The sequence below is a fragment of the Burkholderia sp. MS455 genome (assembly GCF_016899445.1).
Taxonomy (GTDB): Bacteria; Pseudomonadota; Gammaproteobacteria; order Burkholderiales; family Burkholderiaceae; genus Burkholderia; species Burkholderia pyrrocinia_C.
Genome location: NZ_CP041777.1, coordinates 996,629 through 1,013,512, shown reverse-complemented (window position 1 = coordinate 1,013,512; position 16,884 = coordinate 996,629). Strand labels below are relative to the sequence as shown.

Sequence of the window (16,884 nt, the reverse complement as noted above, 5' to 3'; positions counted from 1 at the left end):
CAGTCTGTCGTGTGATTCACAGCATGCGGCATGCATGCGGGTGAGCGCCGTACAGTCGACGGCGACGCGGTGCGGGTTACTCGTTTCCGGCCGTTTGCTGCTCGATCTGCTGCGCAACGTCGGTTTGAGCTTCCGCGTTCGCCGGTTCCGGCGCTGCTGCTGCGGCCTCGGCCTGCTGCTCGGCCTTCGGCTGCTGCTGCGCGCCCTTGGACGATTGCGCCGCACCCTTGCCGGGACGGCGTGCCTTCAGCCGACGCGCCCGTGCGGCGTCGTCATGCGTCACGCGCCCTGCTTCGTTGCCCTGCAGATCGACCCGCACCGCGTCTTCGACAAGGCACGACCAGTAGCGGTTGCCGCGGCACCACGTCGACATCGCTTCACGCAGTTCGGCTTCGTTGAGGCCCACGGCCTGAGCCTCGCGTGCGAGGTCGTCCCAGATGCCGACCTTGAGCGGTACTTTGGGGGCCGGATTCTTCGGGAACGCGCGCGGAAACTTCCGCTGCAGTTTGCCGATCGCAACGATGACCGGATCGACCGGCGCCGACGGCTTCGCCGAAGTGGGCTTCGCGCGGTGCTGCGCTTTGGCGCCGGCACCCGGTTTGGCCCCACGGGCCGGCTGGTCGCCGGACTTCGGCTTCGCGCCGGCGTCCGTCGGCGCTGCAGGTCGCTTCGCGTTGCGCTCCTGCTTGGCCTTCGCTGCGAGCTGCGCCCGTAATTCGGCAAGTTGTTCAAAACCCATAAATTCAATCCACCAGGAATATAAGGTGTGGTTCGTGCGGCCATTCCGCGCGACGCAAAAAGCTTCGCCGCCACGCGTGCGACCCGTCTGCCGCCGATGCGGAACACTACGGGGCCGCATCGCGCACGCCACTCTGTTTTCAGGCACCCGGCCACGATGCCGGACAAGGCAGGAGGGAAGTATACCGGTACGCGCGACGGCCGGCTGACTCGCCGGTCTGCATTTGCCCGATCCAGCGTGCGGAAAATGCGTCCGCGCGGCCGCGTTGCGCATTATATGTATACGTTTCCGGAAGTCACGTCGTTCACAACCGTCGTCGAAAATCGGGCCAGTTGTGAGCGAAACGGTCGGCCCGACGGCGTCCGCTGATCGACGCCCGACGCGTGGTGTTACGCGTTGCGGAGCCGAAAAAGATCGTGCCGCGCGAGCGCATCGCCGGCCACGGCGACGATTCCGGATCGCGGACGGCATCCCGTCGGCTGCATGCGAATCGGCGATCGCGACAACGGGACGCACATGACGATGGATCGACGCAGCCTGTCGTGACATCCCGGTACGCCCATCGATTGCACCGGACCCATGCACGACTCGTTGCGTCCGCATCGATCGTGTGGCGTACGAAGATGCCGGAAAATGCGTAGTATGGCCGGGTCAACGTCGTCGGCAGCGTACCTCGGCCCGTTTTGCGGCGTCCCCGGTCGGCCGGCGGCATCCCTCTTGCCTGCTAAAGAACCGGTTGTACGAAGCGGAGCGGATACATGGTTCTCCCACACGACATCCCGCACGACGGCATCACGCGCGAGGAGATTCACCATCGGCAGATCGACATGCGCGGTTATCGGCGCAGCGACGGCCTGTTCGAAGTGACGGCCTGCCTCGCGGACCGCAAGACCAGCGATTTCACGCCACCGGGCGGCACGCGAACGGTCGCTGCGCTGTCTCCGATCCACGATCTCGGCGTGACGCTGGTCTTCGACGCCGACATGGTCGTACGCGCCGTATCCACGTTCATCCGGTCGCATCCGTATGCGCAGTGTCCCGGCGGCGGCGACTCGCTGCAGGCGCTTGTCGGACTGAGCATCGGTTCCGGCTGGAACAGCGAGATCCGCAAGCGTCTGCCGTCCTGCGATACGTGCACGCATCTGAAGGAATTGCTCGGCCCGGTCGCAACCACGGCCTATCAGACGATGGTCGGCGTGCGGCGGTCGTCGCTCGACGCCCGCGACCGCGAAGGCAAGCCGCTCAAGATCGACAGTTGCCATGCGTATGGCGCGTCGCGCGATCTCGTGAAACGTCTTTGGCCCGAATACCACCGGCCTGTGCCGACGGCAAAAGGAAGCTAAGGTCCCGGCATTCGGCCGGTTCGACGTCTGCAGGATCGGTGACGCACATGGATGCGTGCGTTGTCTGCGCGGACCAGCGCCAATGCTGCCGGTCCGAAATCAGAAGACGCCCAGCGCGAGTCCGGCGGCAAGGCCCGCGCCGAGTTCGGCGCAGCGCGCACGATCATCGTCGTCGATCGTCTTCGGCGCGAGGATGCGCTCAGGCGTCTGCGCGTGCGTACAGACGATCAGGCCTGGCGCCACGTTCTTCAATCGCCATCCGGTCGCAATCCGGTCTATCTGGCGCAGCGCGTTCTGTCCGTCGCTTCCCGCGCAGATCATTGCCGCGTACGGACGGCCGTTCACGCGATCGAGCGCCGCGTAGTAGCAGCGATCGAAAAAGTCCTTCATCAGCCCGGACATCGACGCAAGATTCTCGGGCGTCGCAAACAGGTATGCGTCGGCGGCCAGCACATCGTCTGCGCTCGTCGCGTCCGCGCGCTGCAGCCTGACGTCGATGCCGGGTTGCTCGCGCGCCGCGTCGGCCGCCGCTTCGGCCATCTGTTGCGTGCCTCCGGTCATCGTGTGATAGACGATCAACAGCGTCTTCATTCGTAGTCGCTCGCGTCAGGCTTCAGGTGGGTCGGGGTATCGCCGGTTTCCGCTGGATGGACAGTCGTCGCGTGTGTGGGGGCGGTTGTGCGTTCGCTCTTGCGGATCAGTCGGTTTGCCGGCTCAGCGATGCCAAGCGTGCATCGCTCGCGTGCATGACATCGACCTCGATTCGCGCATGATCTTCCTGATGCGCGGTCAATCCGGCGCGACGCGTAATGCGTCGCCGTCGTCCGGACGCGCGTAGTACGCGAGAAACATGTCGGCGGCCGATTCCGCGACTTTCTGTTGCTCCGGCGCCGTGAGCGGCGGCTGGCCCATCGTCACCTGCGGCCAGAATGCGAATGCCTTCACGACACCATGCAACTGATGCGCGGCAAACACCGGATCGGTGACCGACAGGCGGCCGGCCAACGCTGCCGCACGCACCCAGACCGTCAGGTCTTCCTCGCGCTCGCCGAGGCGTTCGACCATGTCGCGCGCACGCTCCGGCGAATGGATGGCCGCGCCGATCGCGACGCGCGCAAGTACGAGAAACGCATCGTCGTTCAGCAGGCGCAATTTGCGCTCCAGCAAGGCGAGCAGTTGCTCGCGCAGCGGCACGTCGGTGCGATAAGTCGGTGAGCTACCGGTTTGGGTCGCATCCCACAGCTTGTGCAGGATCGCGGCGAACAACGTTTCCTTGCCGGGAAAGTGGTTGTAGACCGTACGCTTCGACACGTCCGCGCGCGCAGCGATGCGATCCATGCTGGTTGCATCGTAGCCGGCAGCGAGAAATTCCTCGATCGCCGCGTCGATGATGGCCGCACGCTTTCGATCGGTCAGGCGTTGAGGGAGAGAGCTGGTATCCATGTGGAAATTTTACACCGCTCAGTTTACTTATCCCGGAAATAAACTACACTGTTCAGTGCACTTTTTCTTCGGACGAACCAACATGGCATCGCCTCTCGTTTTGATTCACCGCATTCTGGGTTTTGCAGCCGCCAGGCGCGGCCGCGCGCTGTCCGGCGGTTCGCCGCAGCACAATGGCGAGCGCTTCAGCAATGTTGCGCCGCGTCCCGTCGAAGGTATCGGCAAGACGCTCGGGATCGCCTGGACGATGCTGTTCAACAAGCCGCGCAATACCGTGCCGGCTGGCGCGCTGCCCGTCGATTTGCTGACCCGCGCACAGCTTGACGCTGCGCCCGATCGCAGCCTGTACCGGCTCGGCCATTCGACACTGCTACTCAAGCTGCGCGGCGAATTCTGGCTGACCGATCCCGTGTTTGCCGAGCGTGCATCGCCGTTTCGGAATGTTGGCCCCAAGCGCTTCCATGCGCCGCCGATAGCGCTTGAAGATCTTCCGCCGCTACGCGGTGTGATCCTGTCGCACGATCACTACGATCACCTCGACCGCGAAACGGTGCTCGCGCTCGCGGCCACCACCGGCGTGTTCGTGACAACGCTGGGCGTCGGCGACCGCCTGATCGAATGGGGCGTCGACGCGAAGAAGGTCCGTCAGCTCGACTGGTGGCAGAGCGTCGACGTGGCCGGCCTGACGCTGACCGCAACACCCGCGCAACACTTCTCCGGGCGCAGCCTGTTCGACGGCAACAGCACGCTGTGGGCGTCGTGGGTCATCGTCGACGACGACTTGCGTGTGTTTTTCAGCGGCGACACGGGCTACTTCGACGGGTTCCGTACGATCGGCGAGCGCCTCGGGCCGTTCGACGTGACGCTGATCGAAACGGGCGCATACGATGCGCAATGGCCGTACGTGCACATGCAACCGGAAGAAACCGTTCAGGCGCATATCGATTTGCGCGGACGCTGTCTGATCCCGATCCACAACGGTACATTCGATCTCGCGATGCATCGCTGGCACGAGCCGTTCGAGCGAGTAACGGCGTTGTCGATCGTGCGCGGCATCGAGTTGTCCACGCCCAGAATGGGCGAGCGCCTTGATCTCGACGAGCCGCATCGAGGCGAGCGGTGGTGGCGCACGGTAGACGAGCACGCGAACGCGGCAGCGGCAACGAAATCGCGCAGGTGGCAATTTTGCGCGTCGCAAGCGACGAAATAGGTTCGCCTGTCGTTACGTCTTTCGTGCGGAAGCGCGGCGGTGCCGCGTTTCCGGCCATCGCGTTTTCGGGGCAGTTGTTCGTTGGCGGCTTGTCTGCCGATACGATCACCTGAATCGGAAATGATGCACGCGGCGCCGCCCAATAGCTTCATTCAACAATACGAGGCACCGGTTGACCGACCGCGACAGCAGGCTTCGGCAAACGCGGGCGGATCGCATCTGCAAATTCGCACGCAACCGGCAAGTGCCGAGCTGCTGCCCCTTTCGAATCTATGTTTCCATCGAAGGAAAGCGCCTACACATCCGATAGGCTGCATGATTGCCCACGGCTTCGGCCTCGTCATTCTGGGCAAGAATCGGCGAGTTCGAGGGTGCTGACCTTATATCGACCAGTTCAACCGCCTTCTGCTCGACAGGTCGTCACGAGTCTATGGGTTCGCACGCAAGTTTAGATAGTCGGCTCAATCTTCCATCATTACTTCCACCAGCTCACCGCCATGAGCCCGCAGAAGAATAGATGTGACCTTGCGGTTCAACCGATTTGCAACGGCAGATGAGCCGTCGGTCGCCCCCAAGAATTCCACAACTCTTTGTTGTATCGCGCGATCGGTGAAAACCGTTGTCACGTGACAACTCGCGCCGGACATCAGATCAGTGACTCGGCGAGCGATCGTCATGCACCGGACCAACACTCACTGGACGTTGTCTACGATAGCGTTCGGCGCAGGATGTATCGAAAACCACCAATTACATATCAATCACAACACAATTCACCGCCCAACTCCTGGACGACTCAGTAGCGCATGAAAAATTCATGCGCCCCCAATTCCAAGGAGGATCGGGCGTGTTTTGCGTGAAACAACATGAGGAATATTGCGCAAACCATTGCTGGATAAGGATTTCCGGCAGCGCCCCATTTTTTTTGAATGTTTCACGATTCAACTTGGTTGAACCGGTAGGCGACCTTTGGCGTGGGGATTTGTCTTCATTCCTGTGCCGACCGTTGTCGGACTGCTAACAGATATGGAATGCGGGATACGCCATTGCGCCGGTTGTAATGCTGGAAGATACAGCGAAACCTCGCACCCCTCCCCTGCCGAACTATGCGCGCACCACATCGGCGATGGCCACATCATTAAATGGGGCCATATCATGATGCGTTAATAATTGTCTGCCCTTGAGTGCGACTCACCAAGCGATCGGGGCATTCTGCCATCACGAGAATGCCGGGCATCGACGCCGCCGGTCCTGACGACCGGGACGAATGCCGCCTCAATCATCGGCAAAGACACTTGCCTCTGACGACTACGACGGCCGTCCTGCCGTTTTCTACGATGCCCGGGCTGCCTTTGTTGTCACGTGACAACTTCTCAGACAGAACATATACCAACTGAACGCTGCAACCGGAACTATCTATAAATTCGATCCGCTTTGATCCGCTTGACGTATCTAAATTTGATCGATCGTAACCGTTATCGAGAAATTAGCAACGCCGCTGCGTTACAGCCTGGTTGCTTGTCACGTGACAACTCCCCAGGCAAGCAATCGAGCCAGCCACCGGCTTACGCTTACTATCGAGCGTTGATTGACATAACCGAAATCCACATCCCATTCGAATCAAGTTCTTCCTGTCGACACGCAGCATCAACTGCGACCAATTCCTGGCGACTTGTCACGTGACAACTACGTCCCTCGACGACATCCGCGAACCGGCCAATCAGATTCGCAAGGGGTTCTGTTAGCACCAAAGGCACTGCCTTTCCATAAGTCTCTGCGATCGAGTTTCATCACCGACGCCAATGACAGTCGAATTTCCTTCAACCCTTTATGCATTCTTCGTGGCCGCAATCGACAATTTTATTTTTACTCGATCATCACTCACGATTGGTTCGTTAACCGTTCGACCTACTTGTCACGTGACAACAACAACGATCTCCAAGACATGCATCGAGTCGAACACTTTTCTGGACATTTCGATAACAACTGAATATATTACGCAAAACTCCTTGGAGGAATTTAATGGCTTTCAAGATCGCTGTCAGTAATCAAAAAGGTGGTACTGGAAAGACAACCATCTCCGTCAACATCGCGGCTGCGTTCGAGGCCGGTGGTAACAAGGTCGCGTTGATCGATGCCGACCCTCAAGGCACTTCCGTTCGGTGGGTGACGAGCGGTGAGAACACCTTGCCGATGACGGTCCTTTCGCTGGCCCCCGCCGGTCGCGGCATCGGCGGCGAGATCAAGAAGCAGGACGCAAACTTCGACGTGATCGTCGTCGACTGTCCGGGCAACCTCGAAGATCCGCGCATCGCATCCGTGCTCGAAGTCGCCGACTTCTGCCTCGTGCCGCTGTCACCGTCGCCGGCGGACCTGTACAGCACCGTCGCGATGATTCGCATGATCGAGTCGATGCGAGCCGTTCGTAACCCGAATCTTTCTTCCGCATTAATGCTGAATAGTGTTAATGGAAAAACTAAAATGCGTGAAGAAATTTTAAAAATTCTAAGGGCTGAAGAAATAGGGGAGCATTTGCTCGACAGCCAGATCGCCCAACGCGAGGTCTACCGTCAGACGTTCGCACTCGGCACCACGATCCATCATCACAATCGATACCTGAAGGGGCTGAAGGAAGCCCGTGCGGAAATCGAAAGGCTGGTCACGGAAATGGCCCAATACATCGCGTCGACGCGCGCTACCGGAGCGGCCCATGGCTAAGGACACATCGAAAGACAAGAAGCCGACCGGCAACCTGCATCTCGCGGCCGGCCTGTTGCGCGGGCTCGCGCAGGAAAACGCTGCACTGGAAACCCGCTTGCCCGAGCCGCCGGCTGCACCGAACGTCGTCGACGCGACGCCCGCCGCCGCGCCCCCGGCCGCGGTCGCCGGCACACCGGATCTTGGCGCGCCGCAGAAGGTACTGGTCAAGGACTGCATCCCGAACCCGTTCAACCCGCGCGTGTTCTATTCGGAGTCGAGCCTGCACGAGCTCGCGCTGACGTTGAAACGGGAAGGGCAGATCGAGCCGATCAAGGTCACGCGGCTCCCGGAGTTTCCCGGCAAGCTCGTCGTGATCGACGGGCAACGCCGGCTGCGCGCGACGAGCATCAACGGCGACGAAACCATCAACGCCACGTTCCGCACGGACCACACGCCCGAGCAGCTCTATACGATCGCGTATCGGGCGAACCACGATCACGAACGCCAGACGATCTTCGACGATGCGGTCGCATGGAAGCGTCTCCTCGACGAGAAGGTCTTTCAGGACCAGAACACGCTCGCGGAGAAGATCGGCAAGGACAAGGCATCGATCAGCAAGACGCTGTCGCTCAACGCACTGCCCAACACGCTGCTGGAGCGGATGGCCAGCGCGAACGACGTGGTCGGCCTGCAGGCAGCGTACTTCCTGAAGCTGATCTTCGAGCGCCTGGGCGAACCGACGGCCGACCGGCTGCTCACGGCCGTGATCGACCGGAAGAAATCGGTCCGCGATCTCGAGAATTTCCTGCGTGCGCAGAGTGACGACAACAAGAAAGCGGGGCGCACGCGCTACAGCGTTCGTCACGACTTCGCGCTCGAATCGCAAGCGATCGGCCAGTTGAAGACCTACCCGGACGGGCGTCTGGACCTGCAGCTCAAGGGCGTCGACACGTCCCGCCAGGAAGCGCTCGCCGACAGGCTCAAGACCGTTATCGACGCCTACGTCGCCGAGCTGGCAGCCGCCACGCAAAAGTAACGCGCCCAAGCAAAAGGCCTCGCATCCGCGTTGCGCCGCGCAACCGGACGATGAAGTCCGGCGCACGACGCCCGCCCGGTTGCGAGGCCTTGTTCAGTTGCTTGCGAGACTGCTTTTGAGCAGGAATTCCAGCAGGTCGTCCGAGGTCGGTTCGCCCCAGGTATCCAGCGCCAGCCATCGGAAAAAGCTGGTCTGCGCGAGCTTGCTCGCCTTCTTCTTCGGCGACAGCGTGAGATCCTTCGAGCCCGCCACCGTCTCGTTGTAGCGATCGATCAGCTTGGTCTGGTCGTCGATCTCCAACTCGCGGAAATACGCACCGGCTTCCTCGACCTTCGCCGCCAGATATTTGTCGCGAATCTGCTCCTGCTTGCTCTGCGCGGATTCCTTCGCCGGTGCGGCCGCTTCGGTTCCCTGCCCGTCGGCCAGCGTGTAGCCGTGCGTCAGCGCCTTGCGGAAATACGCGGCCACGTTGTCGACCGGCGCCGCGTTCTTCTTCGTAGTCCGATTGAGTGTATAGGCAATCGCCGCCTTGATGCGCTGCACGCCGTATTGCGTGATCAGCCGGCGGGCTTCCGAACGCGGAATGCCGAACTTCGCGACCTCCTCGACCAGCGCTTCGTTCTTGACGTCGCCGTCTTCGACCGTATCGGCACTCTGCTTGCGCGTCACCTTGAACTGAACGGCTTCCACGCTGCGGCCGGACTTGTGTTCGATCAGCTCGAGCGTGTGATCCGATACTTCGTTCACCTCCTGAATGCACGGCACCAGGACCTTGCTCTTGAACAGCTTGTATTCCTTGTACGACTGCGACGCTTTGTCCTGGCCGAGAATGAGGTCACGGAATTTCGGCAGCGGAATCTTCGCGGTGATGCCGATCCCTTCGTAGCGCACCGTGTTTTCCCACAGCGCGAGCGAGTGTGAGCGCCGGAATTCGCGGGCGATCCGCATATCGATCAGCGCGTAGATTTCCGGATTGAGCAGCTCGCTGCGAATCTGGTCGGAGAAGCTGTACTTCAACACCGATTGCTCGAGCTCCGCGCCCGCGAGCAGGCCCGACGCTTTCCAGACCGTCGAACGGTCCGCGGCCAGGTAGTCCCAGTTGACGACGGTACTGATCAGCGAGTTGACCGTGTCCTTCACGTACTTCGTGTTGTTGCTGTTCAACCCGCTCTCGTGCGAAAGCGAGGCGATCGAGATCGAGAAGCTCGTTCGACCCGGCTCGAACGCCTCCTGCCGAAGCGCGTTCTTGATCAGCGAGCTGAACATCTTGCGCTGCTGCAGACCGATCTTTCCCGACTTGGGCGCGATATGAATCGCCTGGACCGCCTTGCGCAGCAAGTCGGGAGGCTCGGGTGTCTGAAACAGTGAAACCTGTTTGTCTGAGCCTTTGCTTGCGGGCTTGCGCGGCATCGTGATGTCCGGATAAGGTGACCTTGTTGAGAGCGGACTTTATACCTTCTCACGCCGCAGAGCAACGCCCTCGCTCCAGCATCACTTGCAATATCACGGCTAACCTTCAGATGCAAAAGGGAAATTCGTGATGAAGCAATCTGCGCGGGGCCCCATATCCATCTACCTTTTGGCCAAAAAACCTCCCACAAGAAGCTACCTTTCGGGTCCGGCTACAGAAACCCGGCACGAGATTTGCCCTAGGGAAGGTACCCATCCATGGGGGCAAACGAGCGGAATCGCGATCGACGACCGGATTCGTGATGCCTTGCAACACGCGGCCGTTTTTCTCCCATAACGTGCTACCTTCATCGACTCCCATGGACGGCTACCTGTCGGCAGCCTTCGACATGGGCGATTGCGTTACTTTCGACCTCGAAGGGAGAAATCGCTCCCATAAACGGCAACCATTCGGTTATCCCATAAAAGGTTACCTGTCCGCGACATCGATCCTGTCTATGGGAGCAGCCAGCAGAGGGGTCCTGGTGAAACACGCTCGACCGGCCCGATTGACCACCCATAAACGGTTACCATCGAGAGACACCATAAACGGCTACCTGAAAAAAATCACTGTGGACGCAAGCACTTACGGATCAAAAAAAACGCCCCATAAAAGGCTACCTGCCTGCGTTCCCATAGACGACTACCCATCTTGTTTTCAGGCTGATTTCCCATAACCGGGTACGCTTGCCCCATATCCACAGCCCCCATTCCCCACAACCCGGTACCCAAAACCCCAAATCCACAGACCTGAAACCCCAAACCCTTCCACCTGTGCTCCCATAAATGGGTACCGAACACCGGTCAAACCCTTGTGGAATAAGGCTGTGAGCCGTCTAAAAGTAGTTAAAGAAGTAAACGTGGTTTACCAAAGATGTAAACACACGTGTGCCGTCACAGAAAGACAAGCCCCATAAACCGCTACCCATGGGATCTGTCCATGGTTCGTCAAGCATCCCGCTGCTTCGATTCAGGCCTGCTGGACAGAGCCTGAGGCCTTGATGGAACAAGGCCTCAGGCCCGACAAGGTTTCCCGGGGAGGTGAGTGCCCACTCACAACACCTAAAAGTAGAAACCTATGGGAGGAAATCGGGCGGAGATCGCCGGTTTCCGCATACAGGTTCCCATCTATGGGACCGAAAAGCCGGGGCCGCGACGACCCGCGCTCCTGTGATCGACAGCCAAATCGGACCAGCGACCGAACGCACGAACATTGTCAGTTTCACCCACAGCAGTTCGAAATCACCCTGGACGGCACGCGAATGGTTTTTTGTACTCATGCTTCCCGTTCTGTGGACAAGTTTTTTGCCGGTCGTCTATCGACGCTTCTCGTTACATTTAGCCTGTGGACTGTGCACAGAGGAAATAGACGCGGCTTGCTTCTCCGCCCCGAGGTCCCGCAACTTTCTACCTTTGGATCGACCGAAGAGTAACGCTGTGCTCTTGAATGGCAACGAGAGGCCAACACAGCCTCCCGGAAGCAAGAGTCGCCTCGCTTTACCAAGCCGCACAGGTCGCCGGCTTCTGGGCCGATCTCGTGAGAGTTACGAGCCAACGTGAAGATGCGGCCGCTGAAGAAGCTCGCCGCAATCGAATTCGAATAACGATCCCGAACATTCTCACCGTCAGAAACTTCCTGATCCCGGAAAAGCTCACCGGCGACGCGTCCCACAGGTATATGCAAGCCGTGCAGCCGCGGCATCCGCACGGGATACTCGACGGCCAAAATCGTCGAATGAAAAATCTGTGGCCCGCGCGCGTTGCCTGACGTGTTCACGACCAGAGTCGGGCCGGCTGACAAGCGTTGTCGCGGCATCAACACGACGCGCAACGTGTGCCGGACGGAGTATCGCAATGCTTGTGCGGCTCCCCCCGCGCATTCGTGAGGGGGTTCCGGTCAACGTCCTCACCCTATGCCGAGCGTCTACCCATTTCGCTATACACACCAGACGACGCCGCCTTCCGGTGCGGTAACACGAGACGATCGCATCGATCACCGGACGAACCGAATCGTGGTCGTTTATGGGAGAACCCGTCGCTGGAGCCTCGTCGAGCGGCAACATTGCACACGGATCGACAACTATTGCGGTGATTGCGCTTCGTGTGATGAAGATCACGGCAAGCATGAGCGTGCTGCTAACACCACCTATGAAACAGCAATCGGCATGCGAGCTAGACACGACGATACGAATGTCATCGGAATCGCAGCCTCGCATCACGCCATGTGATCGATCTTCATCACCGAAGCGTGCTGTACGTCCGACGTTTCCGCTGCCTCGACCGCGCGATCTTCACGCGCGCCGAAACGCGATGTACGTCCCTGTCTCTTCCGCGCGACGGTAGAGCAACGTCCACGTGTTCTCCCATACGTGTATCCCCAACTCCGTTTGCACGTTGGCGCCACATTTTTCACGACGCGGTTATGATGCACAGGTCCCGATCGCGACCTGACGACCGATCAGGACAGGGGCGGTATCTCGATGGTCTTTCCAACCGTGATAATCATCAGAAAAGAGAGTTCAGCGATGCGAATCCAGATCAGAAAACTCACGCTGGCTGCTACCGCAGCCGCGTTCCTGTTCGGCTCGGCAGTTCCTGCATTTGCCCAGACCGACGCCGCCAGCATGCCTCCTGCACAGGACGCCAAGGCGGCGAAGAGCCAGGCACGCAAGGCGGCCAGGGCTCAACGCAAAGCGGAGCGCAAGGCTGCGCGCGCGAAAAACACCGCCGAGCTGAAGAAACTCGAAGACGCCGGTTACAAGCCGGCGGCCAACGACCCGAACTATCCGCAGAACCTGCAGAACGCGGAGAAGAAAGCCGCCGGCGCAAGCCAGTAAGCGCCGTTCGGCGGCAAGCCGCGGTACGATCCGCGGCTTGCCCTGTGCATCGCGGTTACGCGATGCACGTCAAAAACAGAATGCCGCTCATGAACGAGCGCAAACCCGATCCGCGCATTTGTGCTATTTGATTCGGAATCCTGCATTGAATGGCGGGCACGACCGGCAGGTCGATACGGTCAGTGCTGCGCGCCCGATGCGGCTGCGTTCCCCGTCACCTTCAGCCAGTCCTTGAATGCATGCACGGCCTCGTCGTCCGCGCGCGCGGACGCCACATACGTGAAGTAGCGCCACGGCGGCAGGGCCGGTTCGCTGAACGGCTGCACGAGCCGGCCTTCGGCGATGTCGTCCGCGACGAGCGCGATCGGCCCCATCGCGACGCCGAGTCCGTCGAGTGCGCCTTGCAGCGTCAGGTAGAAATGCTCGAGCGTGAGCGAATGTCGCGGCACGAGATTCGGATGCCCGGCCGCCGCGAGCCATTCGGGCCACATGCCGGGATAGGTCGCCGCGTGCAGCAGCGTGAAGCCGGCGAGATCGGCGGGCGTATGCAACGGCCGGCCTTCCAGCAGCTTCGGCGCACACACCGGCAGCCGGACTTCGGACAGGAATTCCTCCGCGACGTAACCGTCGATGGCTTGCGGGCCGCCTCGAACGATCAGGTCGACCTTGTCGCGCAGTTTCTCGATCGGCTCGTTCGACGTCGACAGCCGTACCTCGATCGTCGGATGGGCGACCTGGAACGACGACAGCTTCGGCACGAGCCAGCGCAACGAAAACGTCGCGGGCGCGCTGACGCGCAGCACGCGCTGCTGCGCGTGGCCGAAGTGCTGCGCGGTGGCGAGCGCGATCCGGTCGAACGACGCACCGACTTCGGCGAGATACGCGCGGCCGGCGTCGGTCAGTTCGACCCGCCGGTTGTGGCGTTCGAATAGCGGCCGTCCGAGCCACGCCTCCAGTTGCTGCACGTGCCGGCTGATCGCGCCGTGCGTCACGCACAGCTCGTCGGCGGCAAGCGTGAAGCTGCCGAGTCGGGCGGCTGCTTCGAACGCGCGTAGCGAATTCAACGGAGGAAGACGTCGGGCCATTGCATCGTTTCGCGTGAAATTTACTCACGCGATAGTTCAGGTTTAATCGTTTGATCGGGCGATCCAGCTCCGCCAATATGGCACACAAACGGCCGGCTCGGCCGAACGAGTGTCTGAATTTCTCACATGGAGTGCGGAGCATGCCGAACGTGGTGGTCGTGGGTGCCCAATGGGGTGACGAGGGCAAGGGGCGCGTCGTGGACTGGCTGGCGGCTCAGGCCGACCTCGTCGCACGCTACAACGGCGGCCACAACGCGGGCCATACGCTGGTCGTTGGCGGCAAGACGTACAAGCTTGCGCTGCTGCCGAGCGGCATCGTGCGCGGCAAGCGCGGCGTGATCGGCAACGGCGTGGCGCTCGATCCGGAAGCGCTGCTCGCGGAGATCGCGCGGATGGCCGAGCTCGGGCTATCGGTGACGCCGGACAACCTGTCGATCGCCGAGAACGCGACGCTGGTGCTGCCGATTCACCGCGCGATCGACCAGGCGCAGGAGCGCCTGCGCCGCGAACCGATCGGTACCACGCTGCGCGGGATCGGGCCGGCTTACGAGGACAAGGTCGGGCGTCGCGGGCTGCGCGTCGGCGATCTCGCGGAACCCGGCCGGCTCGCCGACAAGCTCGACGTGCTCGTCGACCATCACAACGCGTGGTTCCGTGGCCTGGGGCTCGACGAGTGTTCGCGCGACGCGATGCTGGCGACGCTCGTCGATCTCGCGCCGAAGATCCTGCCGTTCGTGCGTCCCGTCTGGGCCGACCTCAACGACGCGACCGATCGCGGCGAACGCATCCTGTTTGAGGGTTCGCAGGCCGTGATGCTGGACATCGACTGGGGCACGTATCCGTTCGTGACGTCGTCGGGCACTGTCGCATCGGCGGCAGCGGCCGGCACGGGCCTCGGCGCGTCGAGGCTCGGTCACGTGCTGGGCGTGACCAAGGCGTATGCGACGCGTGTCGGCGGCGGCCCGTTCCTCACCGAGTTGACCGACGCAACGGGCGAAACACTACGCGCACGCGGGCAGGAATTCGGCGTCAACACCGGCCGGCCGCGACGCTGCGGATGGCTCGATGCCGCGCAGTTGCGCCAGGCGGTCAGGATCTCGGGCATCGATTCGCTGACGCTTACCAAGCTCGATGTACTCGACGGTTTCAAGTCGATCGAGCTGTGCGTCGGCTACGAACTCGACGGCGCGCGGGTCGACCATCTGCCCGCGAGCCTCGACGCGCAGTCGCGCGCGAAGGCGATCTACGAACGGTTCGACGGCTGGCATGGCACCGTGAAGGGCGTGCGCGAGCGTGCGGCGTTGCCGCGCGCCGCACGGGATTTCATTGCGCGCATCGAAGCGGTCGCGGGCGCGCCGGTATCGATGATCACGACCGGTGCGGAGCGCGACGACACGATCGTGTTGCGTAATCCGTTCGATGCGGCGGCCGCCGCGTAACGTGCCGTCGATGGCGTAAATCGCGGATCGGCGTCGTGGTCGCCGGGTAGTTTTTGCCGATCCGATGTAGTTTGCATGCCGGCGTGTTCGATCGCGTACACGCCCGGCCCGGATGCGGCGCGAAGGGCGGCTCCACGATACGATTCGGCGTCCGGATCACGCCGCACACGGCGAACTGGACACGCCTGCAGCGCTGCTGTACTGTTCCGCACGATTCGCGCCAGACCGGCCTGCGCCGGAGCCGCCGGCACCACGGCCGCACGGCGGCGCGCCGTGATCTCAATCCCGGGGACAGGCCGATGGACACGTTACAGATGATGCGCATTTTCGTCCGGGTCGCGGAGGAGGGCAGCTTCACGAGCGCGGCCCAGCGCCTGGACATCACGACGGCATACGCATCGCGTTCTGTCGCGCAGCTCGAAACGCATCTGCGCACGCGTCTGCTCAACCGCAGCACGCGCCGCATCGCGCTGACCGACGCCGGGCAGCGCTATCTCGATCGTTGCCAGCGCATCCTTGGTTATATCGACGAAGCGGAAGCCGAGGCGGCGGACGCACAGGCGAAGCCGTCCGGACGGCTGCACGTTCACGCGACGACGAGTTTCGGCCAGGCCTATGTGGTGCCCGCGGTCGTGCGCTACCGGCAGCGCTATCCGTCGGTCGCGGTCGAGCTGACGCTGTCGCAGCACGTGCCCGACATCATCGACGAAGGTTACGACGTGTCGCTGCAGTTGAGCACGACGGAGCTGCCCGATTCGGGGCTCGTGTCGCAGCGGCTCGGCGAGGTGCACAGTGTGCTGTGCGCGTCGCCCGCGTATCTGAAGGAGCGCGGCACGCCGCGCACGGTGCGCGAGCTCGAAGGGCATGCGTGCCTGCAGATCGTCACGCCGGTGTTCCCGCGCGATCGCTGGCATCTCGACGGCCCGGACGGTCACGAGACGTTCGACCTGCCGTTGCCCGATTTCCAGGTGAACATCGCCGATGCGCTGGGTGCCGCACTGCGCGCCGGCCTCGGGATCGGCTCGCTGCCGATGTCGTCCGCACTGCCCGCGCTCGCGAGCGGTGCGCTGGTGCGCGTGCTGCCCGAATACCGGTTACAGAAGCTGACGGTCTACACGCTGTACGCTTCGCGTCAGTATCTCGACGCGAAGATCCGCACGTTCATCGATTTCCTGCGCGAATGCGTGCCCGAAATGCTGTCCGCCGACGAGGCCGCGCTGAACGTGTCCTGCAAATCCTGAGTCGGCACTGCCGCTGTTCATATGCGCGTTTTGCTCCGGAAAATGAAATAATCCGTAGTCCTGCATTTAAGGTAGACGTCGACGATGCGATCGCGATCGACCCGGTAAACGACGCCCCCGGCAACCAGCACGTCCTTATGAAATCGCTTGCTTTCGATATCGAACATGGTTGGTTCGAGGCGCGGTTCAAACTTCCTGGAATCGGTTCGACCTGCTTCATCGCGTTCGCGCGGCGGTGCAGCCGGCCTAGTATTCGCTCAACGGCGGAACGGCAGCGCGACGTCGTCCGGAAGCGGGTACACGTACGGCCGGCCGCCACGCCGCTCGACGGTACCCGGCAAACAAAAACGCCACGGATGAAAGTC

The 16,884-nt window shown here is 61.6% G+C and carries 14 protein-coding genes; 8 read left to right on the top strand and 6 right to left on the bottom strand.

The window, feature by feature from the left end; translation table 11 throughout:
• Positions 1-76: 76 nt before the first annotated feature.
• Positions 77-739: a ProQ/FinO family protein gene (locus tag FPJ27_RS04290; RefSeq protein WP_072440354.1), complete on the bottom strand. Its 663-nt coding sequence runs from the start codon at positions 737-739 to the stop codon at positions 77-79.
• 758 nt (positions 740-1,497) lie between these two features.
• Here FPJ27_RS04290 and FPJ27_RS04285 point away from each other — a divergent pair.
• A complete protein-coding gene (locus tag FPJ27_RS04285) occupies positions 1,498-2,082 on the top strand; it encodes a DUF2889 domain-containing protein (RefSeq protein WP_204420937.1) in 585 nt (194 codons plus the stop codon).
• A gap of 99 nt (positions 2,083-2,181) precedes the next feature.
• Here the strand turns inward: FPJ27_RS04285 and FPJ27_RS04280 are convergent, their stop codons facing one another.
• Both FPJ27_RS04280 and FPJ27_RS04275 read right to left on the bottom strand, forming a co-directional pair.
• Positions 2,182-2,673: an NAD(P)H-dependent oxidoreductase gene (locus tag FPJ27_RS04280; protein WP_072440351.1), complete on the bottom strand. Its 492-nt coding sequence runs from the start codon at positions 2,671-2,673 to the stop codon at positions 2,182-2,184.
• A 198-nt stretch (positions 2,674-2,871) separates the two neighbouring features.
• Positions 2,872-3,525, bottom strand: coding sequence for a TetR/AcrR family transcriptional regulator (locus tag FPJ27_RS04275; protein ID WP_072440350.1), 654 nt, complete (start codon positions 3,523-3,525; stop codon positions 2,872-2,874).
• A gap of 82 nt (positions 3,526-3,607) precedes the next feature.
• On the opposite strand from FPJ27_RS04275, the gene FPJ27_RS04270 reads away from it, so the two are divergent.
• Entirely contained in the window at positions 3,608-4,735 is a 1,128-nt protein-coding gene (locus tag FPJ27_RS04270; RefSeq protein WP_204420936.1) for an MBL fold metallo-hydrolase, read from the top strand.
• A gap of 461 nt (positions 4,736-5,196) precedes the next feature.
• Here the strand turns inward: FPJ27_RS04270 and FPJ27_RS04265 are convergent, their stop codons facing one another.
• The gene (locus tag FPJ27_RS04265) at positions 5,197-5,412 is read right to left on the bottom strand and encodes a hypothetical protein (RefSeq protein WP_204420935.1); all 216 of its coding nucleotides are present in this window, start codon (positions 5,410-5,412) and stop codon (positions 5,197-5,199) included.
• Positions 5,413-6,754: 1,342 nt separating this feature from the next.
• Between FPJ27_RS04265 and FPJ27_RS04260 the strand changes: the two genes are divergently transcribed.
• Both FPJ27_RS04260 and FPJ27_RS04255 read left to right on the top strand, forming a co-directional pair.
• On the top strand, positions 6,755-7,450 hold the full coding sequence (locus tag FPJ27_RS04260; RefSeq protein WP_006759638.1) for a ParA family protein: 696 nt from the start codon (positions 6,755-6,757) through the stop codon (positions 7,448-7,450).
• Complete coding sequence (locus FPJ27_RS04255; RefSeq protein ID WP_204420934.1) at positions 7,443-8,468, top strand: ParB/RepB/Spo0J family partition protein; 1,026 nt, start codon at positions 7,443-7,445, stop codon at positions 8,466-8,468. The genes FPJ27_RS04260 and FPJ27_RS04255 overlap by 8 nt, the downstream gene beginning before the upstream one ends.
• Before the next feature lie 93 nt (positions 8,469-8,561).
• Here FPJ27_RS04255 and FPJ27_RS04250 read toward each other — a convergent pair whose 3' ends face one another.
• Complete coding sequence (locus tag FPJ27_RS04250; protein WP_072440344.1) at positions 8,562-9,878, bottom strand: replication initiation protein; 1,317 nt, start codon at positions 9,876-9,878, stop codon at positions 8,562-8,564.
• 1,486 nt (positions 9,879-11,364) lie between these two features.
• Between FPJ27_RS04250 and FPJ27_RS04245 the strand changes: the two genes are divergently transcribed.
• Positions 11,365-11,685 carry a hypothetical protein gene (locus FPJ27_RS04245; RefSeq protein ID WP_204420933.1) on the top strand — a complete coding sequence of 107 codons (321 nt, stop codon included), beginning with the start codon at positions 11,365-11,367 and terminating at the stop codon, positions 11,683-11,685.
• A 757-nt stretch (positions 11,686-12,442) separates the two neighbouring features.
• On the top strand, positions 12,443-12,754 hold the full coding sequence (locus FPJ27_RS04240; protein WP_204420932.1) for a DUF4148 domain-containing protein: 312 nt from the start codon (positions 12,443-12,445) through the stop codon (positions 12,752-12,754).
• Positions 12,755-12,933: 179 nt separating this feature from the next.
• Here FPJ27_RS04240 and gcvA read toward each other — a convergent pair whose 3' ends face one another.
• Positions 12,934-13,839 (bottom strand): transcriptional regulator GcvA, encoded by a 906-nt coding sequence (gene gcvA, locus FPJ27_RS04235; protein WP_072440341.1) that lies wholly within the window; start codon positions 13,837-13,839, stop codon positions 12,934-12,936.
• Positions 13,840-13,979: 140 nt separating this feature from the next.
• On the opposite strand from gcvA, the gene FPJ27_RS04230 reads away from it, so the two are divergent.
• Complete coding sequence (locus FPJ27_RS04230) at positions 13,980-15,278, top strand: adenylosuccinate synthase (protein ID WP_204420931.1); 1,299 nt, start codon at positions 13,980-13,982, stop codon at positions 15,276-15,278.
• A gap of 299 nt (positions 15,279-15,577) precedes the next feature.
• A complete protein-coding gene (locus tag FPJ27_RS04225; RefSeq protein WP_072440337.1) occupies positions 15,578-16,519 on the top strand; it encodes a LysR family transcriptional regulator in 942 nt (313 codons plus the stop codon).
• The last annotated feature ends 365 nt before the right edge of the window (positions 16,520-16,884 follow it).